Below are 19,755 nucleotides of genomic sequence, written 5' to 3' on the forward strand. Positions count from 1 at the left end.
GTCGATGTACCGAAGGCTACGGACGCCGCCCCCGAGGGGAGGGTTCCGGGGACGCCGGGCAAAAGCCCAGGGGGCGGAGGTCGGTGACCTCCGCCCCCTGGGGGTGGGACTACGGCCGGAGCCGGTCAGTCAGTTCACTCGGCAGGAGCGGCCGGCTTCTTCTTCCGGAGGAAGAAGACCGCGGCGCCGCCGATGACGACCAGCGCGATCGCGATGCCCGCGATGATCGGGGTGGCGCTGCTGGAGCCGGTCTCGGCGAGGTCGCCGCCGGTGGTGGAACCGGTGTCAGCGGTGCCCTCGCTGGAGCCGCCGACCGAGGCCGGGCTGGGCGAGGAGGACGGGGTGGTGGTGCCGCCGGTACCGGCGGTGTCGCAGTCGAGGACGCCTTCGAAGGTCTTCTCGAAGCCGTTCGGGCCCGTGATGGTGATCTTGTAGGCCTGGTCCTCGCCCACCGGCACGGTCACGGTCTCGGACTTGCCGGCCTCGATCGTGTACTCCTTGCCGGACAGCGTGAAGGTGAACGGCTGGTCGCCCTCGTTGGTGGCGGTGACGTCGACGCCGTTCTTGTCGCAGTCGACCTCGGCGGAGACCGCCGGGATCGGGCCCTTGGCGGCCCAGGTGCCGGTCGCCGAGGCGGTGACGGTGCTGTCGCTGGAGCCCGCCAGGATCTGCACCTGCGTGGTGGTGTCGATGCCGGTGAAGGCACGGCCGACCGGGAGCTTGGTGTTGGCGGAGGCCATCAGGGACGTGGTGCCGTCCGGGGTGCCGGCCGCGACGTCGAAGTACAGCGCGTCGCCGTCCTTGGCGGTGCTGACCTCCTTGCCGTCCTTGTCGGTGATCTTCACACCGGCGGGCGTGCTCGGCGCCGGGCTCACCGTGACGGTGGCGGCGTTGGTGTGCACGGTGATCGGGCCGAGCAGGTCACCGGCCTTGCCGGAGACGGCCGGCGGGTCGAGCGTCAGCGAGGCCGCCGGCTCGTCGAGGGTCTGCGCGTTCTTGCCCAGGTAGTCGGCCAGCTGCTCCGCGACGGGGTTCACCGCGTCGACGTCGGCGTTGTCCGAGAAGCGCCAGATGGCGACCTGGGTGCCGGCGGCGGCGAGCTGCGGCGTGAGGTCACCGCTGAGGCCGGCCGCGGACTTGAGCGCCGCCAGGTCGTTCACCTGCGGGTACGAGTGCTGCAGGATCCAGTTGATCTTGCCGGCGTTCGTGTTGTTGTGCAGGCTCGACTGGTCCCAGGAGACTTCCTTGTAACCGGCCTTGCCCTGGGTGGGGTTGTGGATGTCGATGCAGTACGTCTGGATGGTGCCGCCACCGTCGACGGTCATCTCGAAGAGGCCTGCGGAGACCTTCTCGTCCTTGCCGTTGTCGTGGATGACGGCCTTGTCGAAGGTCTTCAGATTGCCGAGCGTGGCCTTGGCGCCCGCGGTGGGGGTCGCGTCGTCCGCAACAGCGGACCCGGCGCCGGCCATGGAACCGACCGCGATGAGGCCGGAGGCCACTATCGCGACGGCAAGACGGGCAGTTCCCCGCCTCCGTACAGTGAACATGAATTTCCCCTCCGGGCGAGGCCGGTCGTGGGGCACGTGCCTCGCCAACAGCTGTGGATCCCCCGTGGAACGCCGGGGTACCCGAAGAATCCTAGGAAGCACGCGTATCAAAGCCATCAGGATTCACTGCGGCCCGGGAATTCGAATCGCAATCGTTACCGGCGCGTACGTGTGAGCCCGAGATTGTCGATAAATACTCGCAAGTCGACAGGGCGCGAAATGCCCGCTGTCCGGTTTATCCGGACAGGGCCCCGACCGGATCGGCCGGCGCCGACTCCGCGCCCCCTACCGCCGGCTGCGGAGCCGTCAATTCCGGTCGAGGCAGGACCACACGGCGGAATGCCGACGTCCCCCGCGTCAGGTCGTGGCCCGCGGCGACGGCGTCGATGTCGGCCGAGATCCAGCGCTGCCCGTCGCGCTCCTCCTCACGCACCCTCAGCCGCCCCTGGACCACGAGCGGTTCACCCACCCCGACCGAGGCCACGACGTGCTCGCCCAGCGCCCGCCAGGCCCACACCGTGTAGAAGCTCGTATGGCCGTCCGTCCAGCCGCCGCGCTCACGGTCCCAGCGGCGCGCCGTGGCGGCCAGCCGGAACCGGGCTACCGGCACGCCGGTCGGCGTCTTCTTGAATTCCGGCCGGGTCGCGACATTTCCGACGACGGTGACCAGCGTCTCGCTCACAACCGATTCCCCCTTGTGTCCGTGCCGCCGGCGGCGGCCCTTTCGCCGCCGCTCTCGCGACAAAGCCATCGTGCACCGACGGCGGCGATCGTGGAGAAACCGGATTCAACCTGTGGATTACCGGCGGGTTGTGGACAACTCCGTCACCCGGAAGTGGCGACCGGCCAGCACGCCGTACTGCTCGCGCACCTCCCGGTAGCGCAGCAGCTCCGCCGCGACCGGCTCCAGCACGCGGGCCCTGCCGCAGTCGGCCGCCGCGTCCGCCAGCCGGCGCTCGGCCGCCTGCCCGTGGCGCCGGGCCGGACCGCGCGCCGCGAAGCGGCCGGCCCGGGCCAGTGCGGGCCCGCCGCCCGCCCCGGCACCCAGCAGTACCAGCGAGAGCCACCACGGCGCCCCCACGGCGCCCGCAGCCGCCGCGGTGCCGCACAAGGTGCCCGCCATCACCAGCAGCGCCAGCAGCCACTGCGCCGTGCCGACCGCCGACCACCAGCCCGGCCGCCCCGGCTCGCCCGGCTCGACGCGCTCCGCCGCGGCGTCCAGCGCCTCGGGAAGGGTGTCGCCCCCGCGCCGGGCCGCCTCGCGCACGGCCTGCGCCCATGGGGCGGGCAGTCCGACCGCGGCGTCGGCCGCCACCAGGCGCACGGCCTCCTCCACGACCGCCCGGGACGCGGCGAGCGCGGGCAGGCGCCCGTCCGCCACCACCTCGTGCGGCCCCTCGCCGGCCGGGGCCCGTACGCCCCGCACCAGACCCGAAAGCCGCCGCCACGGTGTCCCGCACGCCTCGTCGGCGGCCCGCAGCCACTCCCGTTCCGCCGTGCGCCCGGCAGCCGCGGCGCCGACCGCCTGCGCGAGCCGGATCGCGAAGTCCTCGCGTGCCGCGTCCGTCAGGCCCGTCGCGCCCTCGGCGACGTACAGCGGGCGCAGCCGTTCCGCGAGCCCGTCCACGTCCGCCGACAGCCGCCGGCCCGCCGCGGCGCGCTCCGCGACGATCTGCCCGATCGCCGATCGCAGTTCGGCCACGCCGTCACCGCTCAGCGCGGAGGTGGCCAGCACCATGGCGCCGTCCTCGCCGTGCTCGCCGACCGCGAGCCCGTCCTCGTCCAGGAGGCGCCGCAGGTCGTCGAGGACGAGTTCCGCGGAGTCGCCCGGCAGCCGGTCGGTCTGGTTCAGGACCACGAGGGTAACGTCGGCGTGCCCGGCGAGCGGCCGCAGATAGCGTTCGTGCACGGACGCGTCCGCGTACTTCTCCGGGTCCAGCACCCACACGACGACATCGACCAGGGTGAGCAGCCGGTCCACCTGGTCGCGGTGGGTCAGCGCCGCCGAGTCGTGGTCGGGGAGGTCGAGGAGCACGAGCCCGCCGAGGCCGGCCGCCCCGTCGCGTTCCGTGCCCCCCTCCCCCACCGGGTCCTCGCCGTCGAGCACACTGTGCCGGGCGTGCCGGTGCCGAGGGGGGATGCCCAGCCGGTCCAGGAGCCCCGCCGCGCCCTGCGGGTCCCAGGCGCAGGCCACCGGCTCGGAGGTGGTCGGCCGGCGTACGCCGACCCGCGCGAGGTCCAGCCCGGTCAGCGCGTTGAACAGCGACGACTTCCCGCTGCCCGTCGCCCCGGCGAGTGCCACCACGGTGTGGTCCGCCGACAGCCTGCGCCGGTCGCCGACCCGTTCCAGGAGTTCCCCGGCGCCGTCCAGCGCCTCCGGGCTCACGCGCGTACGCGACAGCCCCAGCAGTTCCGACAGCGCGTCCACCCGCTCCGCGAGCACCCGCTCACCTCTCCCACAGTCCGTACGACTTCTGCATCACGGAGAGCTCCGCGATCAGCGATGCCTGCTGGCCCGCAGTGACGTCCAGGGCGTCCACCGGCCGCATGCGGCGTTCGCGTTCGGCGTCCAGCAGCTCCCCGACGATCCGGTCCAGCGCCTCGCGCGCCCGGTCCCCGGCCCGCAGCGCGGCCAGGGCGCCGCCCAGCGTGGCCAGCCGTTCGCCGGCCGGGGTGCCCGCGCGGCCGCCGAGGAGGGCGACCCCGAGCAGCGCGGCCGCGTCCTCGGGGTCCACGTCCTCGGGCGCGGAACTCACGGCCTCGTACGCGATCCTGGTCAGGTTCCAGCTCCAGTCGGCGACGGCTTCCTCGATGCGGTCGTCGAGCCCGTCGTCGGCGGGCATGCGGGCCGCGGCGTCCAGGGGGGCGCTGCCCGCCCGGTCGCGCCGCCAGTCGTCCAGGATGCGTTCGTCGGCGGCGGTGATCCGCGTACGGAGCAGGACCGCCAGTCCCTCCGCGAGCGCGGCCTGCAGGGCACCGGAACCGCAGTCCGGATAGCCGCGCCAGCACGCCAGCGCCTCGCCGGAGAGCGCCGCGCCCGAGGTCACGGCCTCGTCGAAGGCTTCCTGCGCCCCGTCGTAGGCGTCGTCCACGCAGCGGGCCAGGCGTGTCGCCGCCGCGTGCTGGGCGGCGGACGCGCCCGCGAGCTCCGGCAGCCGGCTGTCGAGCGAGCCGAGGACGCCGGACGCCGTGCGCCGGGCCGCCTGGTGCCGCGCGGCCGGGTCCTCCGCGCAGTGCGCGAGCCAGCTGCCGAGCGCGGCCACGGCGGTGTGCGGCAACAGCCCGCCGCCGCCCGCCGACTCGGGCAGCTCGGGGATCGTGAACCGCGGTACGTCCCCGAGGCCGGCCCGGTCCAGCAGCGCGGCATAGTGGTCGGAGACGTCGTCGAGGATCTGGTGCGGCACCCGGTCCAGCACGGTGGCCAGGGTGACGTCGTACTCCTTGGCGGTGCGCAGCAGATGCCACGGCACCGCGTCGGCGTAGCGGGCCGCGGTCGTCACCAGGATCCAGATGTCGGCGGCGCACAGCAGTTCGGCGGCGAGTTCGCGGTTGCGCACGACGAGGGAGTCGATGTCCGGCGCGTCGAGCAGCGCCAGTCCGCGGGGCAAGGTGTCGTCGGTCTCCAGCCGCAGCCACAGCGGGCCGTCGGGCGCGCCGTGGTCGTCGTCCGCCTCGCGGCCCCCGTCGTCCGCGTCGCTCGATGCCCGCGGCCGCGGCGCCCACGCCCGCGCCAGTCCCGGCAGCACCCGCGGATCGGCGAACCACGCCCGGTCCTCGGGATGGCACACCAGCACCGGTGTGCGCGTCGTCGGTCGCAGTACTCCCGAATCGCTCACCCGCCGCCCGATCAGCGAGTTGACCAGCGTCGACTTCCCCGCGCCCGTCGACCCGCCGACCACCGCAAGCAACGGCGCCTCCGGCGCCCGCAGCCTGGGCACCAGATAGTCGTCGAGCTGCGCCAGCAGCTCCCGCCGGGTACGGCGGGCCCGCTCCGCCCCGGGAATCGGGAGGGGAAAGCGCGCGGCGTCGACGCGGTCGCGCATCGCAGAGAGCACGTCCAGCAGATCGGGCCTCGTGTCCAAGATCGCCACAGACGCAGAATGCCCCATTTTGGTGGGTTTTTGAAGCGTATTTCGCGTACTTCACGCCTTTCGGCCCGCAAGAGCGTCCCAACGGGACACATGGGCACGGAGGGGCAGCGGCATAACGAGTGCACAACGGCCGAAGACTGGTGCGTCAAAAGTGGTGCGACATTCGCACCTGCCTGCGATTATCAGACCGCTTCACCGAACCTACACAACGTGTCATGAAGGCGAAGCAACCGGCCGCACATCAGCCGCGCCCTATCCTTGTCCCCGGCAAGGTCACGGATACCGTCGACACCATGGGGCGGGTTGGTCGCGGCCATCGTCCGGCCCCCGTAGCTCAGTGGATAGAGCAGGCGCCTTCTAAGCGCTTGGCCGCAGGTTCGAGTCCTGCCGGGGGCACGCCTTGCGCCCCTCCCTCAGGGAGGGGCTTTTTGCTGGTCGGAGCCCTGCGAGGGCGAGCGCCGCAGCGCCGGACCTCCCTCTTGTGATCACGAGCGTGGTCCGACGCTGTCCGGCTGACACCGGGGTTTTGCGGCGGGCTCTGCCGACTGCGTGGCGACGTTCGTCCGGGTCGGGGAGGTCTCTTCTGGCCTCGATAGGCAGCCGGCAGGACGGGGACGCTGTTGCGCGACCCCTCGGCCACCTGCGCCGGCGGAATCCCCGCGTTAAGCCACGTCGTCAGACAGGTGTGCCGCAGGTCGTACGCGCGCTTCCCTGGCGGCGAGGCGAACTCCGCCGGCGCCGGCACCTGCTGCCGGGCAGACCACCGGGCCCGGCGGTATTTGACCGGCGCGAACTTACGCGTCAGGTGTCGGCCGGGCACAAGCCTGCGCAGTCAGGTGCTGGTCAGCGGGAGGCAAGGCGCTGAGGACCGCTGACGAAGCGCGGTGCTCCTCGCAGGCGGCCCACCAACTCTCGCCGCCCTTGTCCCTCACCCGCACGCTCCAGCACGCCTTCCTTGGACACGGAGAACCCCAAGCACATCGCCGCTCGCGAGACTTTGTGCCGGCGGCGTGCCACTGCGGGTCCCACTCGATCGGGCTGTCGACAAGTTCCACTCCACCAGTGAAGCGTGTCGCTCTGGCCGTCGCCGTCGAATGCCTGTCAAAGCTGGAACCAGAATCGGCTCTGTTCGGGAATCGACTCAGGTCAGCGTCCACCCCGTCCCTCAAGTGCCAAGCGCCTTCACCATGGCCGCCCCTGGGTCCCGGGCGCCCAGTCGGGCTGGGGCCGTGCGAGGGGCCCGGAGCGCCGAGTTCGCTGGTTACCCGCGGATATGAATGTCCGCCCGTGTCTTTCCGCCGTTGGTCGTCTGCTTGCCGTCGGCCGACTTGGCGGCGGCGGTGCCGCGCGCCAGCTGGAACGCGGCGATCGGGTCGTCCGAGCTGGTCCACGGTTCCGCTCCGCACCACGGGCCGATGAGGCGGAACTGCTCGAGCGCGGCGTCGTAGTCGCCGATGTTCCCCAGGTAGTGCGCGAGCAGGTGCCTGAGGCGTGGCAGTCGCTCGTCGTCCTCGGGCACCTGGCTCAGCGCGCGGACGACGTCCGGCAGCAGGGCCTTGACCTTGGCGGTGGTCACGGGGGCCATGACACCGTGGCGTTCGGTGAGTTCGGACAGGGCGTACAGGTAGATGCCCGCCAGAGGGCTGCCTTCCGGGGCGTTCCGTACGGCGCGCTCCGCGAAGTCCATCATCTGCTTGTCGGACCCGCACCATTTGGCGCACCAGTACTGCAGGGCCTGCCAGTGGCCCGAGTAGTGGTGCGGGGCGCGCTCCACCAGTCCGTCCCACAGGGGCTGGAACTTCATGCCGCGGTACTTGAGGGCGCGGGCAGTGGTGATCATGACGACCCAGGGGCCCGGGTCCCGGGGAGCGAGTTCGGCGGCCTTCTGTGCCGCCTCCATGGCCGCGGGCAGCATCTGCTGGAAGCGCCTCATGCGCTCGGACGGGACCTGGTTCGCATACCCGGCTCCCCGCACCTCCCATGCCTGGTGCACGAGCAACTCCGCGCGGAGCGTGGCGGCGTCACTGTTGCGCGGCTCGCTCCGGACCCATTCGTCCAGCCATGCACCGTCCTGCTGCGCGATCTCCTGCAGCAGTTCCATCCGGTTCCAGCGCTGGTCCCATTCCTCTCCCGCGCCCGCCACGTACGAGGCTGCCGCACGCCAGTCGCCCGCCCACACCGTGTCCGCGAGGGCCTGCATCTCCCTGAGCCGCGAGGCGGGCAGAGGCGGCCCGGGGCGTCGGGCGTCGAGTTGGGCGAGAGGGGCAAGCCCGTACGCGGCGGGGTCGAACTGTGTGCGGACCCATCGCGCGGCGCGGGCCTTGTGTATGGCGGCAAAGGGGCTTTTCACACCGGAGATCATCCAGCGCATGGTCGCCCGCGGCAACCTCCGGCCGTGACAACGAGCCGGCATCGGAGCACTCGTTCACCACCGACGAGTCGTACGGCCGCGTTCCGGTCCCATCGACCCCAGAACGCGGTCGAGCGTCCGGCGTCCCATGCGGCTCATCGTCGGATTGCTCTCGACGTAGTACCAGACCACGCCCACCGCCTGTTGGAACGCCCATGCCTTGCCGCGCTCCCACTCCAGATCGTCACAGCCCAGTGCGCGCCGGAGGACTTCCCGCGGGCCCCGCCGCAACAGGTGCCAGGCACCGACCAGATCCAGCGCCGGGTCGGCCGGGCCGAAGCCGCCGGTGTCGAGTACACCGCTGAGCCGGTCTCCCGCGACCAGGACATTGCCGGGAATCACGTCACCATGGCTCATCACGTCGGCTGCCGTCCGGGGCAACTCCCTGAAGTGGCCCCACGCCTGACGCAGCCGGTCCACGTCGAGCAGCCCCTTGCTCTCCTCGAAGCACTTCGCCATCCAGTCGTCGTGGTCGGCGAGAACGCCGCCACGACCGTTCCCGCTGAAGCGCCGCCCCCGTGTCCCGGCGCCCCGCAGGGTGGCGATGAAGGCCGCAAGGTCCTCGGCGAAAGCGTCCGACGCACTCGGGTCGGCATCGGATGCGGTCGTTCCCGGCAGCCATGTCTGGACCGACCACGGCATGGGGTAACCCGCTCCGGGCATTCCCAAGGCGACGGGTTCCGGGGCGGGGAACCGGGACACCTGTGCCAGCTCCGCGCTCGCGCGGGCTTCCTGCTCCAGAACCGCCAGCGCCTCGGCAGGATCGGCCGGACGCAGCGGGAAGCGCGCCGAGAGGTCGTTCCCGATACGAAAGACGGCGTTGACCGTCCCGGTCGACGCCACACGTCGGATCGCCGTGCCGCTCCACTGCGGGAACTGCTCCCGGATCAGGGCCGCAACGACCTCGGCGGTCACGTCCACCTGGTCATCGTGCATGGTCACGCCCGTGGGCCCTCCACTGGTCGCGTCCGGAACGCCGGAGGCAGACCGGATCGGCTGGGACGACAGCCAGTATTCAGACGCCAGGGGCCGGATCAACCGATATTCGCCGCCCCAGGTGACAGCCCGGCCTCGGGCCGGATCACCTGTGCAGCTGCTCGGCCAGTCCGACGATGATGCCGGCGGGGCCGCGGAGGTAGCAGAGCAGAAAGCTGTCCTCGAAGCGGGCGATCCCGCCGACGAGTTCGGCGCCGTGCGGGCGCAGGCGGGCGACGGTGTCCTCGAGGTCGTCGACGGCGAACATGACGCGGTGCGTGCCCAGGATGTTGTGCGGACGGTTGCGCGGCTCGTCGCCGATCGCGGCGGGGCTGCGGTACTTCGCCAGTTCGAGCCGGCTGCGGCCGTCCGGGGTCCGGACCATCGCGATGTCGCAGTGGACGCCGTCGAGTCCGGTGCACTGGTCGGCGAAGGGGCCCTCGACCTCCGCCGTGCCCTCCAGCTCCATACCGAGTTCCACGAAGAACGCGACGGCGGCGTCCATGTCCTCGACGACGATGCCGACGTTGTCCATCCGCTGAATCGCCATTGCGGGTCTCTCCTTCGTCCTGGTGCGGCCGGTGGTCGCCGCTGACGTCCCTGGGACGGAGCCGGTGGCCCGTTCTCGACATCCAGGCCAGGGTAGGCACGCCCGGCCCGGCGCACGGCAGGACCGGGGCCCGCAGCGGCGATGTTGCGTACCGCCGGGGCGGGAGGAGCATGGGAAGGGGGGTGTTCCGGGGACGGGAGTGGCAGCGCGGGCGCTGGGTGGGGGTGGCACGCCGCGTCCTCGCGGTGAGCACGAGCGGCAGGGACCCGGCACATGACCGCACCAGACTCCGACTCCCACGACCACGACCACGACCACGACCACGACCACGACTACGACGCGGTCGTCGTCGGTGGCGGCCACAACGGGCTCGTGGCGGCCCTGTACCTGGCGCGGGCGGGGTGGTCGGTGGCCGTGCTGGAGCGGAACGCCGTGGTGGGAGGGGCCATCGCGAGCGGTGAGGTCACGCTCCCCGGGTTCGTCCACGATCTGTACTCCACCAACCAGAACCTCTTCCTCGGGTCCCGCGCGTACGCCGACTTCGCCCCCGCGCTGTCCCGCCACGGACTGCGGTTCCGCACCACCGACCGCCCCTTCGCCAACGCCTTCCCGGACGGGTCGAGCGTGCAGGTCCACGGCGACTACGAGCGCACCCTCGCACGGCTGGCGGAGCACAGCGCCGGGGACGCCGAGGGTTTCGCGGGCCTGTACCGGCTGTACCGGCGGTTCGCGCCGTACCTGTTCGGCCTGTACGGCAGCGCCGTGCCGTCGGGCGCGGCCGCACGGCAACTGGCGGGCCTGCTGCGCCACCACGGCCTGCGGGGCGCGCGGGAGCTCGCGCACACGCTGGTGATGAGCACCCGGGAGCTGGGCGGGACCTGGTTCGCCACCCGGGAGGCGCGGGCCATGGCGGCCTGCTGGGGCATGCACCTGGACTTCGGCCCGGACGTGGCGGGCGGCGCGATGTTCCCGCTGCTGGAGATGTTCGCGGACATGGAGAACGGCATCGCCGTCGTCGAGGGCGGCGCGGAGCGGCTGCCGCTGGCGCTCGCCTCGGTGCTGGCGGAGTACGGCGGCGAGATCCGCACCGGGGCGGAGGTGGACCGCGTCCTGTGCCGCGACGGCCGGGCGGCCGGTGTGCGCTGCGCCGACGGCACCACGCTGACGGCGCGCCGTGCCGTGATCGCGGACGTCGCGCCGGCGGCGCTGTACGAGCGGCTGCTCGATGCCGGGGAGGTGCCCGCGCACGTGCGGCGCAGGGCGCGCGACTACCGGTACGGGCCCGGCACGATGATGCTGCACCTCGCGCTCGACGGGCCGCTGCCCTGGGCGGCGGGGGACGAACTGTCCGGCTTCGGCTATGTGCACGTGGCCCCGTACGTCGACGATCTGGCGCGCACCTACACCGAGGCCCAGGCGGGGCTGCTGCCCGCCGAACCGCTGCTGGTCGTGGGACAGACCTCCGCGGTCGACCCGACGCGGGCCCCGGCGGGCCGGCACGTCGTGTGGATCCAGATCCGTGCGGTCCCCTCGGTCATCCGCGGGGACGCGGCCGGGGCCATTCGGCACACCCGCTGGCCCGAGGCGGTCGGGCCGATGACCGAACGGGTGCTGGCCAAGCTGGAGGACTACGCGCCCGGCACCCGGTCGCGGATCGCCGGTGCCACCGCCTACGGCCCGCAGGACCTGGAGGCGGCCGATCCCAACCTGGTCGGCGGCGACAGTGTCGCCGGCAGCCACCACCTGTGCCAGAACCTGGTCTTCCGGCCGATGCCCGGGCACAGCGGCTACCGCACGGCGGTACCCGGCCTGTACCTGACGGGAGCCGCGACCTGGCCCGGCGCGGGCAACAACGCCACGTCCGGGCGGCTCGCCGCCCGCCAGGTGCTCCAGGACGTCCGGCTGCGCCGCGGGACGTGGGCGGCCCGTGCCCGACGTCACACGGCCACGGACGGTACCGGCGACCGGGGGCCGGACCGCCGGGGATGAGGAACGCCTCGGCCGCGCCAGGCACAACACGGCCTTGAACGGCCTGCGTTGCCGTGCCCGCCTGGCGCCGCTCCGCACGCCCGCCCCCTACGCCGACCCCGCTTCACGGAGGGGCTTCTTGAGGCCTGTGTCACAGATCGGGGCCGCGTCCGGTCGAAAGCGTAAATAGCCCGAAAAGCGACATACCAAGCACCGCCGTGGGCACCCCGCCTGCCCGAGGGAGAAGTCCGATGACCAGCACCACGCTCACGCTCAGTGAACACGCGGACACGTCCGCGATATCCGACTCGGCCATCGCACTGCTCGACGAGCGCGGGACGGTGGTCGCCTGGACGCGGGCCGCCGAGCGCCTCGTCGGATATTCGGCCTGCGATGCGGTGGGCCGCTCCGCCGCAGCCGTCCTCCCCTCCCTAGGGGAAGCCCCGACGGTGTCGGCGTTCGTCGAGAAGTGCCGGGCCGACAACGGCTGGTCGGGCACGACGGAGGTGCGCGACCGGCACGGACGCACGGTCGACGTCGGCCTGCGCTTCTCGACGGTGCGCGGGCAGGACGGGACAACGCGCTGGCTCGCGTCCGTGGGCGACGTCGGCGCGATGTCCGGGAAGGCCGGCAACAAGGCGATGCGGGGCGCACTGCTGACCCGTGCGCCGATCGGCATCGTCGTGCGCGACCGGCAGCTGCGGTGCACCTGGGCGAACGACGTGATGGAGGACCACGACGGCATCCCCGTGGACCACCGGCTCGGGCAGCGGTTCACCGATGTGCTGCCCGGCGCCAAGGCCGAAGCGCTGGAGGGCGTGATGCGGCAGGTGCTGCGGAGCGGCACGACGAAGGTCCACGAGTACCGGACGTGGCTGCCGACGAATCTGGGCCCGGAGCAACCGTTCGCTGCCTCGTTCCACTGCCTGCAGGGCGCCGACGGACAGCCGCTGGGGGTGTGCGTCATCAGCGTCGACGTCACCGAGAGCCGCCGGGTGCGCGAGCGTCTCGCCGTCCTCGGCGAGGCCGGGGCCCGCCTCGGCAGCACCCTGGACGTGATGCAGACCAGCCAGGAGCTGGCCGACCTCGCCGTGCCCCTGCTCGCCGACTACGTCGCCGTGGACCTGGAGCAGGCGGTGCCGTTCGGCGAAGGCCCCCCGGTCCGCATCGGTCCGGGCGAGCGGCAGCCCGTCTTCCGGCGGGCCGGCCTGGCCTCGATCCACCGGGGGGTCCCCGAGTCCATCTGGGTGCGCGGGGAGCCGGTGCCCGTCCCGCCCGACTCGCCCTTCAGCGAGGTCCTGTGCACCGGCAGGACCCATCTGGAGCCGATCCTGGACACCGCCCCGGGGCTGTGGATCGACAAGATCCCGGCACTGGCCCGGAAGGTCCACGAGCACGGCGTGCACTCGCTGATGATCGTGCCGATCCGTGCGCGGCGCACCGTGCTGGGCATGGTCGTCTTCGTCCGCACCCAGGACCCGGTGCCCTTCCAGGAGGCCGACCGGCTGCTGGCCGAGGAACTCGTCAACCGCGCCGCGGTGTCGCTGGACAACGCCCGCCAGTACGCGCGCGAGCACACCGCGGCCCTCGCGCTCCAGCGCAACCTGCTCCCGAGCCGCCTGCGGGGCGGCACGGCGGTCGAGGCCGCCTCCCGCTATCTGCCCGCCGACGTGGACCACGGGGTCGGTGGCGACTGGTTCGACGTGATCCCGCTGTCCGGCGCCCGGGTGGGGCTGGTCGTCGGGGACGTGGTCGGGCACGGTCTCCACGCCGCCGCGGCGATGGGCCGGCTCCGTACCGCCGTGCAGACACTCGCCGACATGGACCTGCCGCCCGACGAGCTGATGGCCCACCTCGACGACACGGTCCAAAGGCTGGCCGACGAGGACGACGACGAGACGCCGGCGGCGGTGGGCGCCACCTGCCTGTACGCCGTGTACGACCCGGCCACCCGCCGGTGCACCATGGCACGGGCCGGGCACCCCCCGCCCGCCGTCATCGACCCCCGGGGCCGGGTCAGCTTCCCCGAGCTGCCCAGCGGGACCCCGCTGGGCATCGGGCTGGGAGTCCCCTTCGAGTCGGTGGAGCTGGAACTGCCCGAGGGAAGTCTGCTCGCCCTGTACACCGACGGCCTGATCGAGACCCGCGGCCACGACATCGACGAGGGCATGCACCGCCTGGGCACCTCCCTCGCCCAGCCGGGGCGGTCCCTGGAGGACCTCTGCGACCTCGCGACGGAGCCCTACCCGGACCAGGCGCCGTGCGACGACGTCACCCTGCTGCTGGTCCGCACCCGGTCGCTCAACCCGGCCCAGGTCGCGTCCTGGACGCTGCCCAGCGACGACACGGCCGCGCACCGCGCCCGGCACCTGGCCACCTTCCAGCTGGACGAATGGGGCCTGGAGGGTCTCGAGGAGTCCACGAAACTGATCGTCAGCGAGCTGGTCACCAACGCCGTCCGCCACAGCACCGGCCCGATCGGCCTGCGCCTGATCCACCACCACGTGCTGACCTGCGAGGTCTTCGACACCGACGTGTGCTCGCCGCATCTGCGCCGCGCCCGCACCGTCGACGAGAACGGCCGCGGCCTGTTCCTGGTCGCGCAGATGTCCCGCCGGTGGGGTTCCCGCTCGGTGACGGGCGGGAAGGTCGTGTGGGCCGAGGCGGAACTGGCGTCCGCGTCCTGAACGCGTCGGACGCCGCGACCGGGCACTCCGCGCAGCCGGACGGCCATCGGGCCGTGACCCGCACGTATCCCGGAGTACGGCAGTGATCACTACGGTCCCGCCATGCAGAAGAACCACTCGGAACCGGTCTGGCCGCGCAATGCCGCACTGGCCGTGATCGCGGCGCTGGCCGCCTTCCTCGTGCTCCGGCAGCCGGCCGAGGCGCCCCGGGACACGGACACGGCGGTACCCGCGGCCTCCGCGCCGGCGGTGCCCGCCACCCCGGGGACCACCGCGGCGGAGCGGCCGATGGCCCCGCCGGCGGAGGTGTTCCCGGCGCGGATGGCGAACGGGACCGACGGCGTGTTCACCCTGATCGGGGCGACCGTGACGGAGTCGTGCACGGCGCGCGACTCGGTCGGGCCCTCGCTGGCGGGGCGCATCAGGGCGGGCAGGGGCTGCGTGGGCGAGGAGATCGCGCTCTACAAGGACGCGCACGGCGACCAGTTCAACCTGGCCCTGTTCACGATGAAGGATCCGCGGGACACGCTGCGGCTGGTGACCTGGCTGACGACGAACTTCGGCGACTACGAGGTGGCGGCCCAGACCCCGCCGCGCGGGTCCGGACTGAAGGTCCTGCCGGCGGACAGCGGAATGGTGCAGTCCTTCGCCGGTGTGGGACGCGTGATGATCGTCGGGCTGGCCCAGTGGTCGGACGGACGGGTCGGCGACTACCAGGACCTGACGGACCGTCTGCAGCCGCTTCTGCAGGGCGCCGCGAGGAACGTCGCCCGCTACGAGACCGCGGCGCCGGTGACCCCGCACGTGTGACGCCTCAGCCGCCCGACACGCGGTCCAGCGTGTCGAGCACGGCGCCCCAGGGAAGTTCGGGAGCGGCGAGCGACGTGCGGGGCTCGGGGAGCGGGTGGGCCGCGGGGTCGTCGACGAGGTGGACGCCGGCCTCGCGGAGCGTCGCGAGATGGCGGCCCCAGGCGGGATGCCGGGCGTGGGCGGCGTTGACCGCGGGCAGCACGACAACCGGGACACCGAGGGTGCCCAGCGCCTCGCAGGTCTGCGTGAGGGCCTGGTTGTCGCCGATGCCGAGGGCGAGTTTGGCCACCGTGTTGGCGCTCGCGGGCGCCACCACGTGGCAGTCGGCGGCCGGGTGCGGCCGGGGCTCGGCGGGCAGCCGCGGCTCGTCGCGCACCGGCAGGCCCGTGGCGCGCTCCAGGCGGTCGATCTCGCCGAGGGGGCGCAGCCAGCGGGCGGCGGTGGGCGTGAGCGTGACGGCCACCCGCCAGCCGCGGGCGAGGGCGGGCAGCACGAGGCCGCTGTGCAGGGACTCGACGCCGCCGGCGGCCGAGCCGACGACGGCGAGGACTCCACGGACCGGTTGAGGAGGCATGGCCTTCCCCTACCCGAAGCGACCCTCCACGTAGTCCGCGGTGCGCGGGTCGGCGGGCGTGGAGAACATGGTCGTGGTGAGGCCGTGCTCCACGATGCCGCCGGGCGTGCCCTGTTCGGCCAGGAAGAACGCGCACTGGTCGGAGACGCGGGCGGCCTGCTGCATGTTGTGGGTGACGATCACGATAGTGACCTCGTCGGCCAGTTCGCGGATCGTCTCCTCGATGCGCCGGGTGGAGGTCGGGTCCAGCGCCGAGCACGGCTCGTCCATCAGCAGGACCTTGGGGCGCACGGCGAGCGAGCGGGCGATGCACAGACGCTGCTGCTGACCGCCGGACAGGGCGCCGCCGGGCTGCCGGAGCCGGGACCGGACCTCCTTCCACAGGCCGGCCTTGGTCAGGCACTCCTCGACGAGGTCGTCCTTGGCGTCGCTGCGCACCCGCAGCCCGGTGAGCTTCAGGCCCGCGGTGACGTTGTCGTAGATGGACATCGCCGGGAACGGGTTGGGCTTCTGGAAGACCATCCCGATCCGGCGGCGGGCCTCGGTGAGCCGGCGGCCGGGCGCGTAGATGTCCTCGCCGTCCAGCAGGACCTCGCCGGCGAGCGACGCGGACGGGATGAGCTCGTGCATGCGGTTCAGGGTCCGCAGGAAGGTCGACTTGCCGCAGCCGGACGGGCCGATGAGGGCGGTCACCTGCCCGGCGGGCATGGTCAGGGAGACCTTTTCGAGGACCTTGTGGTCGCCGAACCAGCAGGAGATGCGGTTGGCTTCGAGGGTGGCTCCGGAACGGGCGTCCTCGGGGTCCCCGGGGATCGGCGGGAGCGGGATGGTGGTCTCGGTCACGGACGGGTCCTCACATCAGGTTGGGCAGGAGCAGCGCGGCGTTGTCCGCGACGAGGAGGCCGAGCACGCCGAGCACGGGGACACCCACGACCCAGGCGTGCCGCCGTCCCCAGCGGGCGTGCGCCCACGCGAGCAGGGCCGCCGCGGCCACGAGGGCCTGGCCCCACAGCACCAGGGGCAGCCAGGCGGACTTCTGGACGGCCATGGGCTTCTCGTCGTCCGGCAGGGCGGCTGCGGCGACGGCGGGCGCCGACGCGGGCTGGGCCGGCGAGATGAGGTCGGCGTCGACGCGCAGGATGCCCCACGGCATGAAGGGCGTGCCGTCGGCCGTGATCAGGGTGAGGCGGCCGCCTCCCTGGGCGACGGCCTGCGGCTGGGGGTCGCCGGCGCGGCGCACGCCGATCACCCGGTAGGTGTGGGTGCCCTGGCCGGTGGTGACCTTGATGGTCCAGCCCTCGTGCAGTCCGTCCAGGTTGCGGAAGGGCCCGCCGTACATGCCCTGGCGGCCCATGATGACGCTGACGCCGGCCTGGCCGGGCAGGGGCGTGTCGCGGCGGTGGCCGAGCCCGCGGGACAGGGTGCGGGCGGTGGTTCCCTCGTCGACGACCTCGCGCAGGTGCAGCCGCGGGATCTCCAGCACGGCGAAGGGCACGCCGGGGGTGAGCGGCTCGACGCCCTCCATGGGCGCCGCGCCCACGGGGGCGACGCCGTTGGCGAGTTCGCCGCGCAGGTCGGCGTAGTCGACCTGCCGGTCGCGGACGTGCCGGACGTGGCCGAGCAGGCCGACGTCGGCGACGAATCCGAGGAGCAGTGCCGCGAGGATGCTGAGCGCGGCGCCTGCCACGCGCAGCCCGGGGCCGGCCGGGCGCGTCACGCGCGCCCGGCCGGCCTCGGACTCAGCCTCCGGCACAGGGGGACGGCCCCACGGCCCGCCGGCCCCCGAGGGGGCGGCGGGCCGGTCGCCGAGTTCGACGACCGGGGCCGGGGTGCCGGGTGGGGTCATCCCACTCTCACCGCCTTGGAGACTGCAGTGCCGTTCGAGTAGCCGGTCCGCCGCGCGGTGACCACGACGGTCACCAGGTGCTTGCGGTCGGACGTGGTGAGGACGTACGTGGAGTGCGTGGCGCCCTTGATGTTGTGGCCGTCACGCCGCCACACGTAGCTGTAGGACGTGCCCGAGGGCTTCCAGGTGCCGACCTTGGCGGTGACGCGCTTGCCCACCTTGGCCGTGCCCGAGATCGCCGGCTTGGTGGCGTTCTGCAGGGCGGGGCCGACGGCCACGGTCACCGCGGGGCTGGTGACGGTGAGCTTGCCCGTGGTGTTGCCCGCGGTGGGACGGCAGGCGATCTTGTGCTTGTAGTCCGCGGCGGCCAGGCCCAGGGTCCTGGCGGTCTTCCCGGTGTACGTCTTGCCGTCGCGCAGCCAGGCGTAGGTCACCGTGCTGGCGCCGCGGAAGCTCACGGAGCAGGTCACGGTCGAGGCGACCCTGGCGGTGCCGGTCACCTTGGCGGCCGTCACGAGCGCCGGGGGCTTGATCTTGACGACGAAGGACTTGACCGCCGAGGTGGACGCCCCGTACGCGGCCGAGTTGGCCGGGGTGAAGGCGGCCTTCAGGGAGTGGGTGCCCACCTTGAGGGCGCTGGTGCTCAGGGACGCCGTGCCGGAGGACACGGTGACCGGGGAGCCGACCTGCGTCGTGCCGTCGAGGAAGCGCACGGTGCCCGCGGCCCCGGCCGGGGCGACGGTGGCGGTGAACTTGACGGCGGAGCCCTCGACGACCGGGCCCGCCGGGGAGGCGGCCAGGGTGGTCGTGGTGGCGACCTGCGGCAGGGTGTCCTGGTAGCGGGTGTTGGAGGTGAACCAGATCGACGTGGTGAACTCGCCGAAGGTGGCGTCGCCGAAGGCCTTGCGGCACGTCAGGGTGAAGTCGTAGCGGCCCTGGAGCGTGCTGAAACCCGCCTCACTGGCGTAGTCGCGCATCGTCTCGGTCAGAGGCACCTCGAAGCCGCCGTCGGGCGTCGGGTTGTAGATGCCGATCTCCGAGTTGCCGACGACGTTCTGGCCCTCGGCGGGGAAGCCGGAGCCCTTCACCGAGACGATGAGGTTGGTCGCGGGCTCCGGGCAGAGCGCCGAGGTGCTCAGGGACATGCCCTGGGTGTCGGTGCCGGTCGACGGGGTCACCTTCATCGTCCCGAGCACCTCGGCACGGGCACCCGAGGTGCCGAGCGCGAGCGCGCCGGCGGCGAGCAGCGAGGCGACGCCGGCCGACAGGCAGCGGCGTGCGGTGGTGGACATCATGGTCGTCTCCGGACCTCAGTCGTTCGGGGTGTCGTGGAAGGTGAGCAGCCCGCGGCGGCGCGCGACACGCACCGCGGCGAATCCGGCCGCGACCAGGGCGGCAGCGGTGCCGCCGAGAACGGCCGCGTTGGCGCCGGTGGCCGCGAGCGAACCGTTGCCCGAACCGCCGCCGTTCACGTCGGTGGAGATGCCCTCGGTGCCGCCGTCCGTCGAACCGCCGTCGGTGGTGCCGCCGTCGGTCGTGCCACCGTCGGTGGTGCCGCCGTCCACGGCGCCGTCGGTGGGCTCACCGGTGTCGGTGGGCTCGCCCGTGTCGGTCGGCTCACCGGTGTCGGTCGGCTCACCGGTGTCGGTGGGCTCCGGGGTGTCCGTGGGATCCGGGGTGTCGGTCGGCGTCGTGGTCGGCGTCGTGGTGGGGGTGGTGGTCGGCGTCGTGGTCGGCGTCGTGGTGGGCGTCGTGGTCGGCGTGTTCGTCGGCCCGGCCGGGTCGGTGTCCTGGTACGTGGTGTTGCTCGTGAACCAGATCGACGCGGTGAAGTCGCCGAAGGTGGCGTCGCCGAAGGCCTTGCGGCAGGTCAGGGTGAAGTCGTAACGGCCCTGGAGCGTGCTGAAACCCGCCTCGTTGGCGTAGTCGCGCATCGTCTCGGTCAGGGGCACCGACATGCCCACGGGCGCCGCGTAGATCTCCAGCGGCGAGTTGCTCACGACGTTCTGGCCCTCGGCGGGGAAGCCGGAGCCCTTCACCGAGACGATGAGGTTGGTCGCGGGCTCCGGGCAGACGGCCGTCGACTGCAGGGATATGCCCTGGGTGTCGGCACCCTTGCCCGGGTTCACGGTCATGGTCCCGATGACCTCGGCGTGAGCGGCGGAGGCACCGAGCAGGCCCACCGCACCCCACGTGAGCACCAGGGCTCCGAGGCCGGCCGCTGCCGGCCGGGACAGGCTTTTGATGGACATGATCTTCTCTCCTCTTGCGTAGGGCATCTGATGTGGTGACGGACG

The 19,755-nt window shown here is 72.8% G+C and carries 15 protein-coding genes, 1 tRNA gene and 1 pseudogene; 4 read left to right on the plus strand and 13 right to left on the minus strand.

Translation table 11 applies throughout. From position 1 onward, the window contains the following. Window positions 1–134 precede the first annotated feature (134 nt). The 4 genes from ABZ883_RS14165 to ABZ883_RS14180 all read right to left on the minus strand — a co-directional run bounded on the left by ABZ883_RS14165 (window position 135) and on the right by ABZ883_RS14180 (window position 5,656). Window positions 135–1,547 (minus strand): LAETG motif-containing sortase-dependent surface protein, encoded by a 1,413-nt coding sequence (locus ABZ883_RS14165; protein WP_360905891.1) that lies wholly within the window; start codon window positions 1,545–1,547, stop codon window positions 135–137. Window positions 1,548–1,782: 235 nt separating this feature from the next. Continuing rightward, a complete protein-coding gene (locus ABZ883_RS14170; RefSeq protein ID WP_360905892.1) occupies window positions 1,783–2,229 on the minus strand; it encodes a single-stranded DNA-binding protein in 447 nt (148 codons plus the stop codon). Window positions 2,230–2,346: 117 nt separating this feature from the next. Then, on the minus strand, window positions 2,347–3,990 hold the full coding sequence (locus tag ABZ883_RS14175; RefSeq protein ID WP_360905893.1) for a GTPase: 1,644 nt from the start codon (window positions 3,988–3,990) through the stop codon (window positions 2,347–2,349). 4 nt (window positions 3,991–3,994) lie between these two features. Further along, a complete protein-coding gene (locus ABZ883_RS14180) occupies window positions 3,995–5,656 on the minus strand; it encodes a dynamin family protein (protein ID WP_360905894.1) in 1,662 nt (553 codons plus the stop codon). 305 nt (window positions 5,657–5,961) lie between these two features. Between ABZ883_RS14180 and ABZ883_RS14185 the strand changes: the two genes are divergently transcribed. Continuing rightward, window positions 5,962–6,034: transfer RNA gene (locus ABZ883_RS14185), tRNA-Arg, on the plus strand. Window positions 6,035–6,230: 196 nt separating this feature from the next. Here the strand turns inward: ABZ883_RS14185 and ABZ883_RS14190 are convergent. The 4 genes and pseudogenes from ABZ883_RS14190 to ABZ883_RS14205 form a co-directional block, all read right to left on the minus strand. After that, window positions 6,231–6,374: pseudogene (locus tag ABZ883_RS14190) on the minus strand (site-specific integrase); the annotation flags it as partial. 525 nt (window positions 6,375–6,899) lie between these two features. Then, window positions 6,900–7,988 (minus strand): hypothetical protein, encoded by a 1,089-nt coding sequence (locus ABZ883_RS14195; RefSeq protein ID WP_360905895.1) that lies wholly within the window; start codon window positions 7,986–7,988, stop codon window positions 6,900–6,902. Window positions 7,989–8,063: 75 nt separating this feature from the next. After that, on the minus strand, window positions 8,064–8,984 hold the full coding sequence (locus ABZ883_RS14200) for an aminoglycoside phosphotransferase family protein (protein WP_360906153.1): 921 nt from the start codon (window positions 8,982–8,984) through the stop codon (window positions 8,064–8,066). Window positions 8,985–9,129: 145 nt separating this feature from the next. Further along, complete coding sequence (locus ABZ883_RS14205) at window positions 9,130–9,573, minus strand: VOC family protein (protein ID WP_360905896.1); 444 nt, start codon at window positions 9,571–9,573, stop codon at window positions 9,130–9,132. A 273-nt stretch (window positions 9,574–9,846) separates the two neighbouring features. Here ABZ883_RS14205 and ABZ883_RS14210 point away from each other — a divergent pair, with 273 nt between their 5' ends. From ABZ883_RS14210 to ABZ883_RS14220, 3 genes are all read left to right on the plus strand, one after another. Then, window positions 9,847–11,562 (plus strand): NAD(P)/FAD-dependent oxidoreductase, encoded by a 1,716-nt coding sequence (locus ABZ883_RS14210; protein WP_360905897.1) that lies wholly within the window; start codon window positions 9,847–9,849, stop codon window positions 11,560–11,562. Window positions 11,563–11,792: 230 nt separating this feature from the next. Further along, window positions 11,793–14,228 carry a SpoIIE family protein phosphatase gene (locus ABZ883_RS14215; protein WP_360905898.1) on the plus strand — a complete coding sequence of 812 codons (2,436 nt, stop codon included), beginning with the start codon at window positions 11,793–11,795 and terminating at the stop codon, window positions 14,226–14,228. Between the two features lie 102 nt (window positions 14,229–14,330). Continuing rightward, window positions 14,331–15,038: a hypothetical protein gene (locus ABZ883_RS14220; RefSeq protein WP_360905899.1), complete on the plus strand. Its 708-nt coding sequence runs from the start codon at window positions 14,331–14,333 to the stop codon at window positions 15,036–15,038. A 4-nt stretch (window positions 15,039–15,042) separates the two neighbouring features. Here ABZ883_RS14220 and ABZ883_RS14225 read toward each other — a convergent pair whose 3' ends face one another. From ABZ883_RS14225 to ABZ883_RS14245, 5 genes are all read right to left on the minus strand, one after another. After that, window positions 15,043–15,612 (minus strand): flavoprotein, encoded by a 570-nt coding sequence (locus tag ABZ883_RS14225; RefSeq protein ID WP_360905900.1) that lies wholly within the window; start codon window positions 15,610–15,612, stop codon window positions 15,043–15,045. A 9-nt stretch (window positions 15,613–15,621) separates the two neighbouring features. Further along, window positions 15,622–16,371: a phosphate ABC transporter ATP-binding protein gene (locus ABZ883_RS14230; RefSeq protein ID WP_360906154.1), complete on the minus strand. Its 750-nt coding sequence runs from the start codon at window positions 16,369–16,371 to the stop codon at window positions 15,622–15,624. A 94-nt stretch (window positions 16,372–16,465) separates the two neighbouring features. Continuing rightward, window positions 16,466–17,458 (minus strand): class E sortase, encoded by a 993-nt coding sequence (locus ABZ883_RS14235; protein WP_360905901.1) that lies wholly within the window; start codon window positions 17,456–17,458, stop codon window positions 16,466–16,468. Then, a complete protein-coding gene (locus ABZ883_RS14240; protein ID WP_360905902.1) occupies window positions 17,455–18,753 on the minus strand; it encodes an Ig-like domain-containing protein in 1,299 nt (432 codons plus the stop codon). The genes ABZ883_RS14235 and ABZ883_RS14240 overlap by 4 nt, the downstream gene beginning before the upstream one ends. Before the next feature lie 15 nt (window positions 18,754–18,768). Then, entirely contained in the window at window positions 18,769–19,710 is a 942-nt protein-coding gene (locus ABZ883_RS14245) for a hypothetical protein (RefSeq protein ID WP_360905903.1), read from the minus strand. Between the last annotated feature and the right edge of the window lie 45 nt (window positions 19,711–19,755).

The sequence above is a fragment of the Streptomyces sp. NPDC046977 genome, assembly GCF_040644455.1.
GTDB lineage: Bacteria > Actinomycetota > Actinomycetes > Streptomycetales > Streptomycetaceae > Actinacidiphila.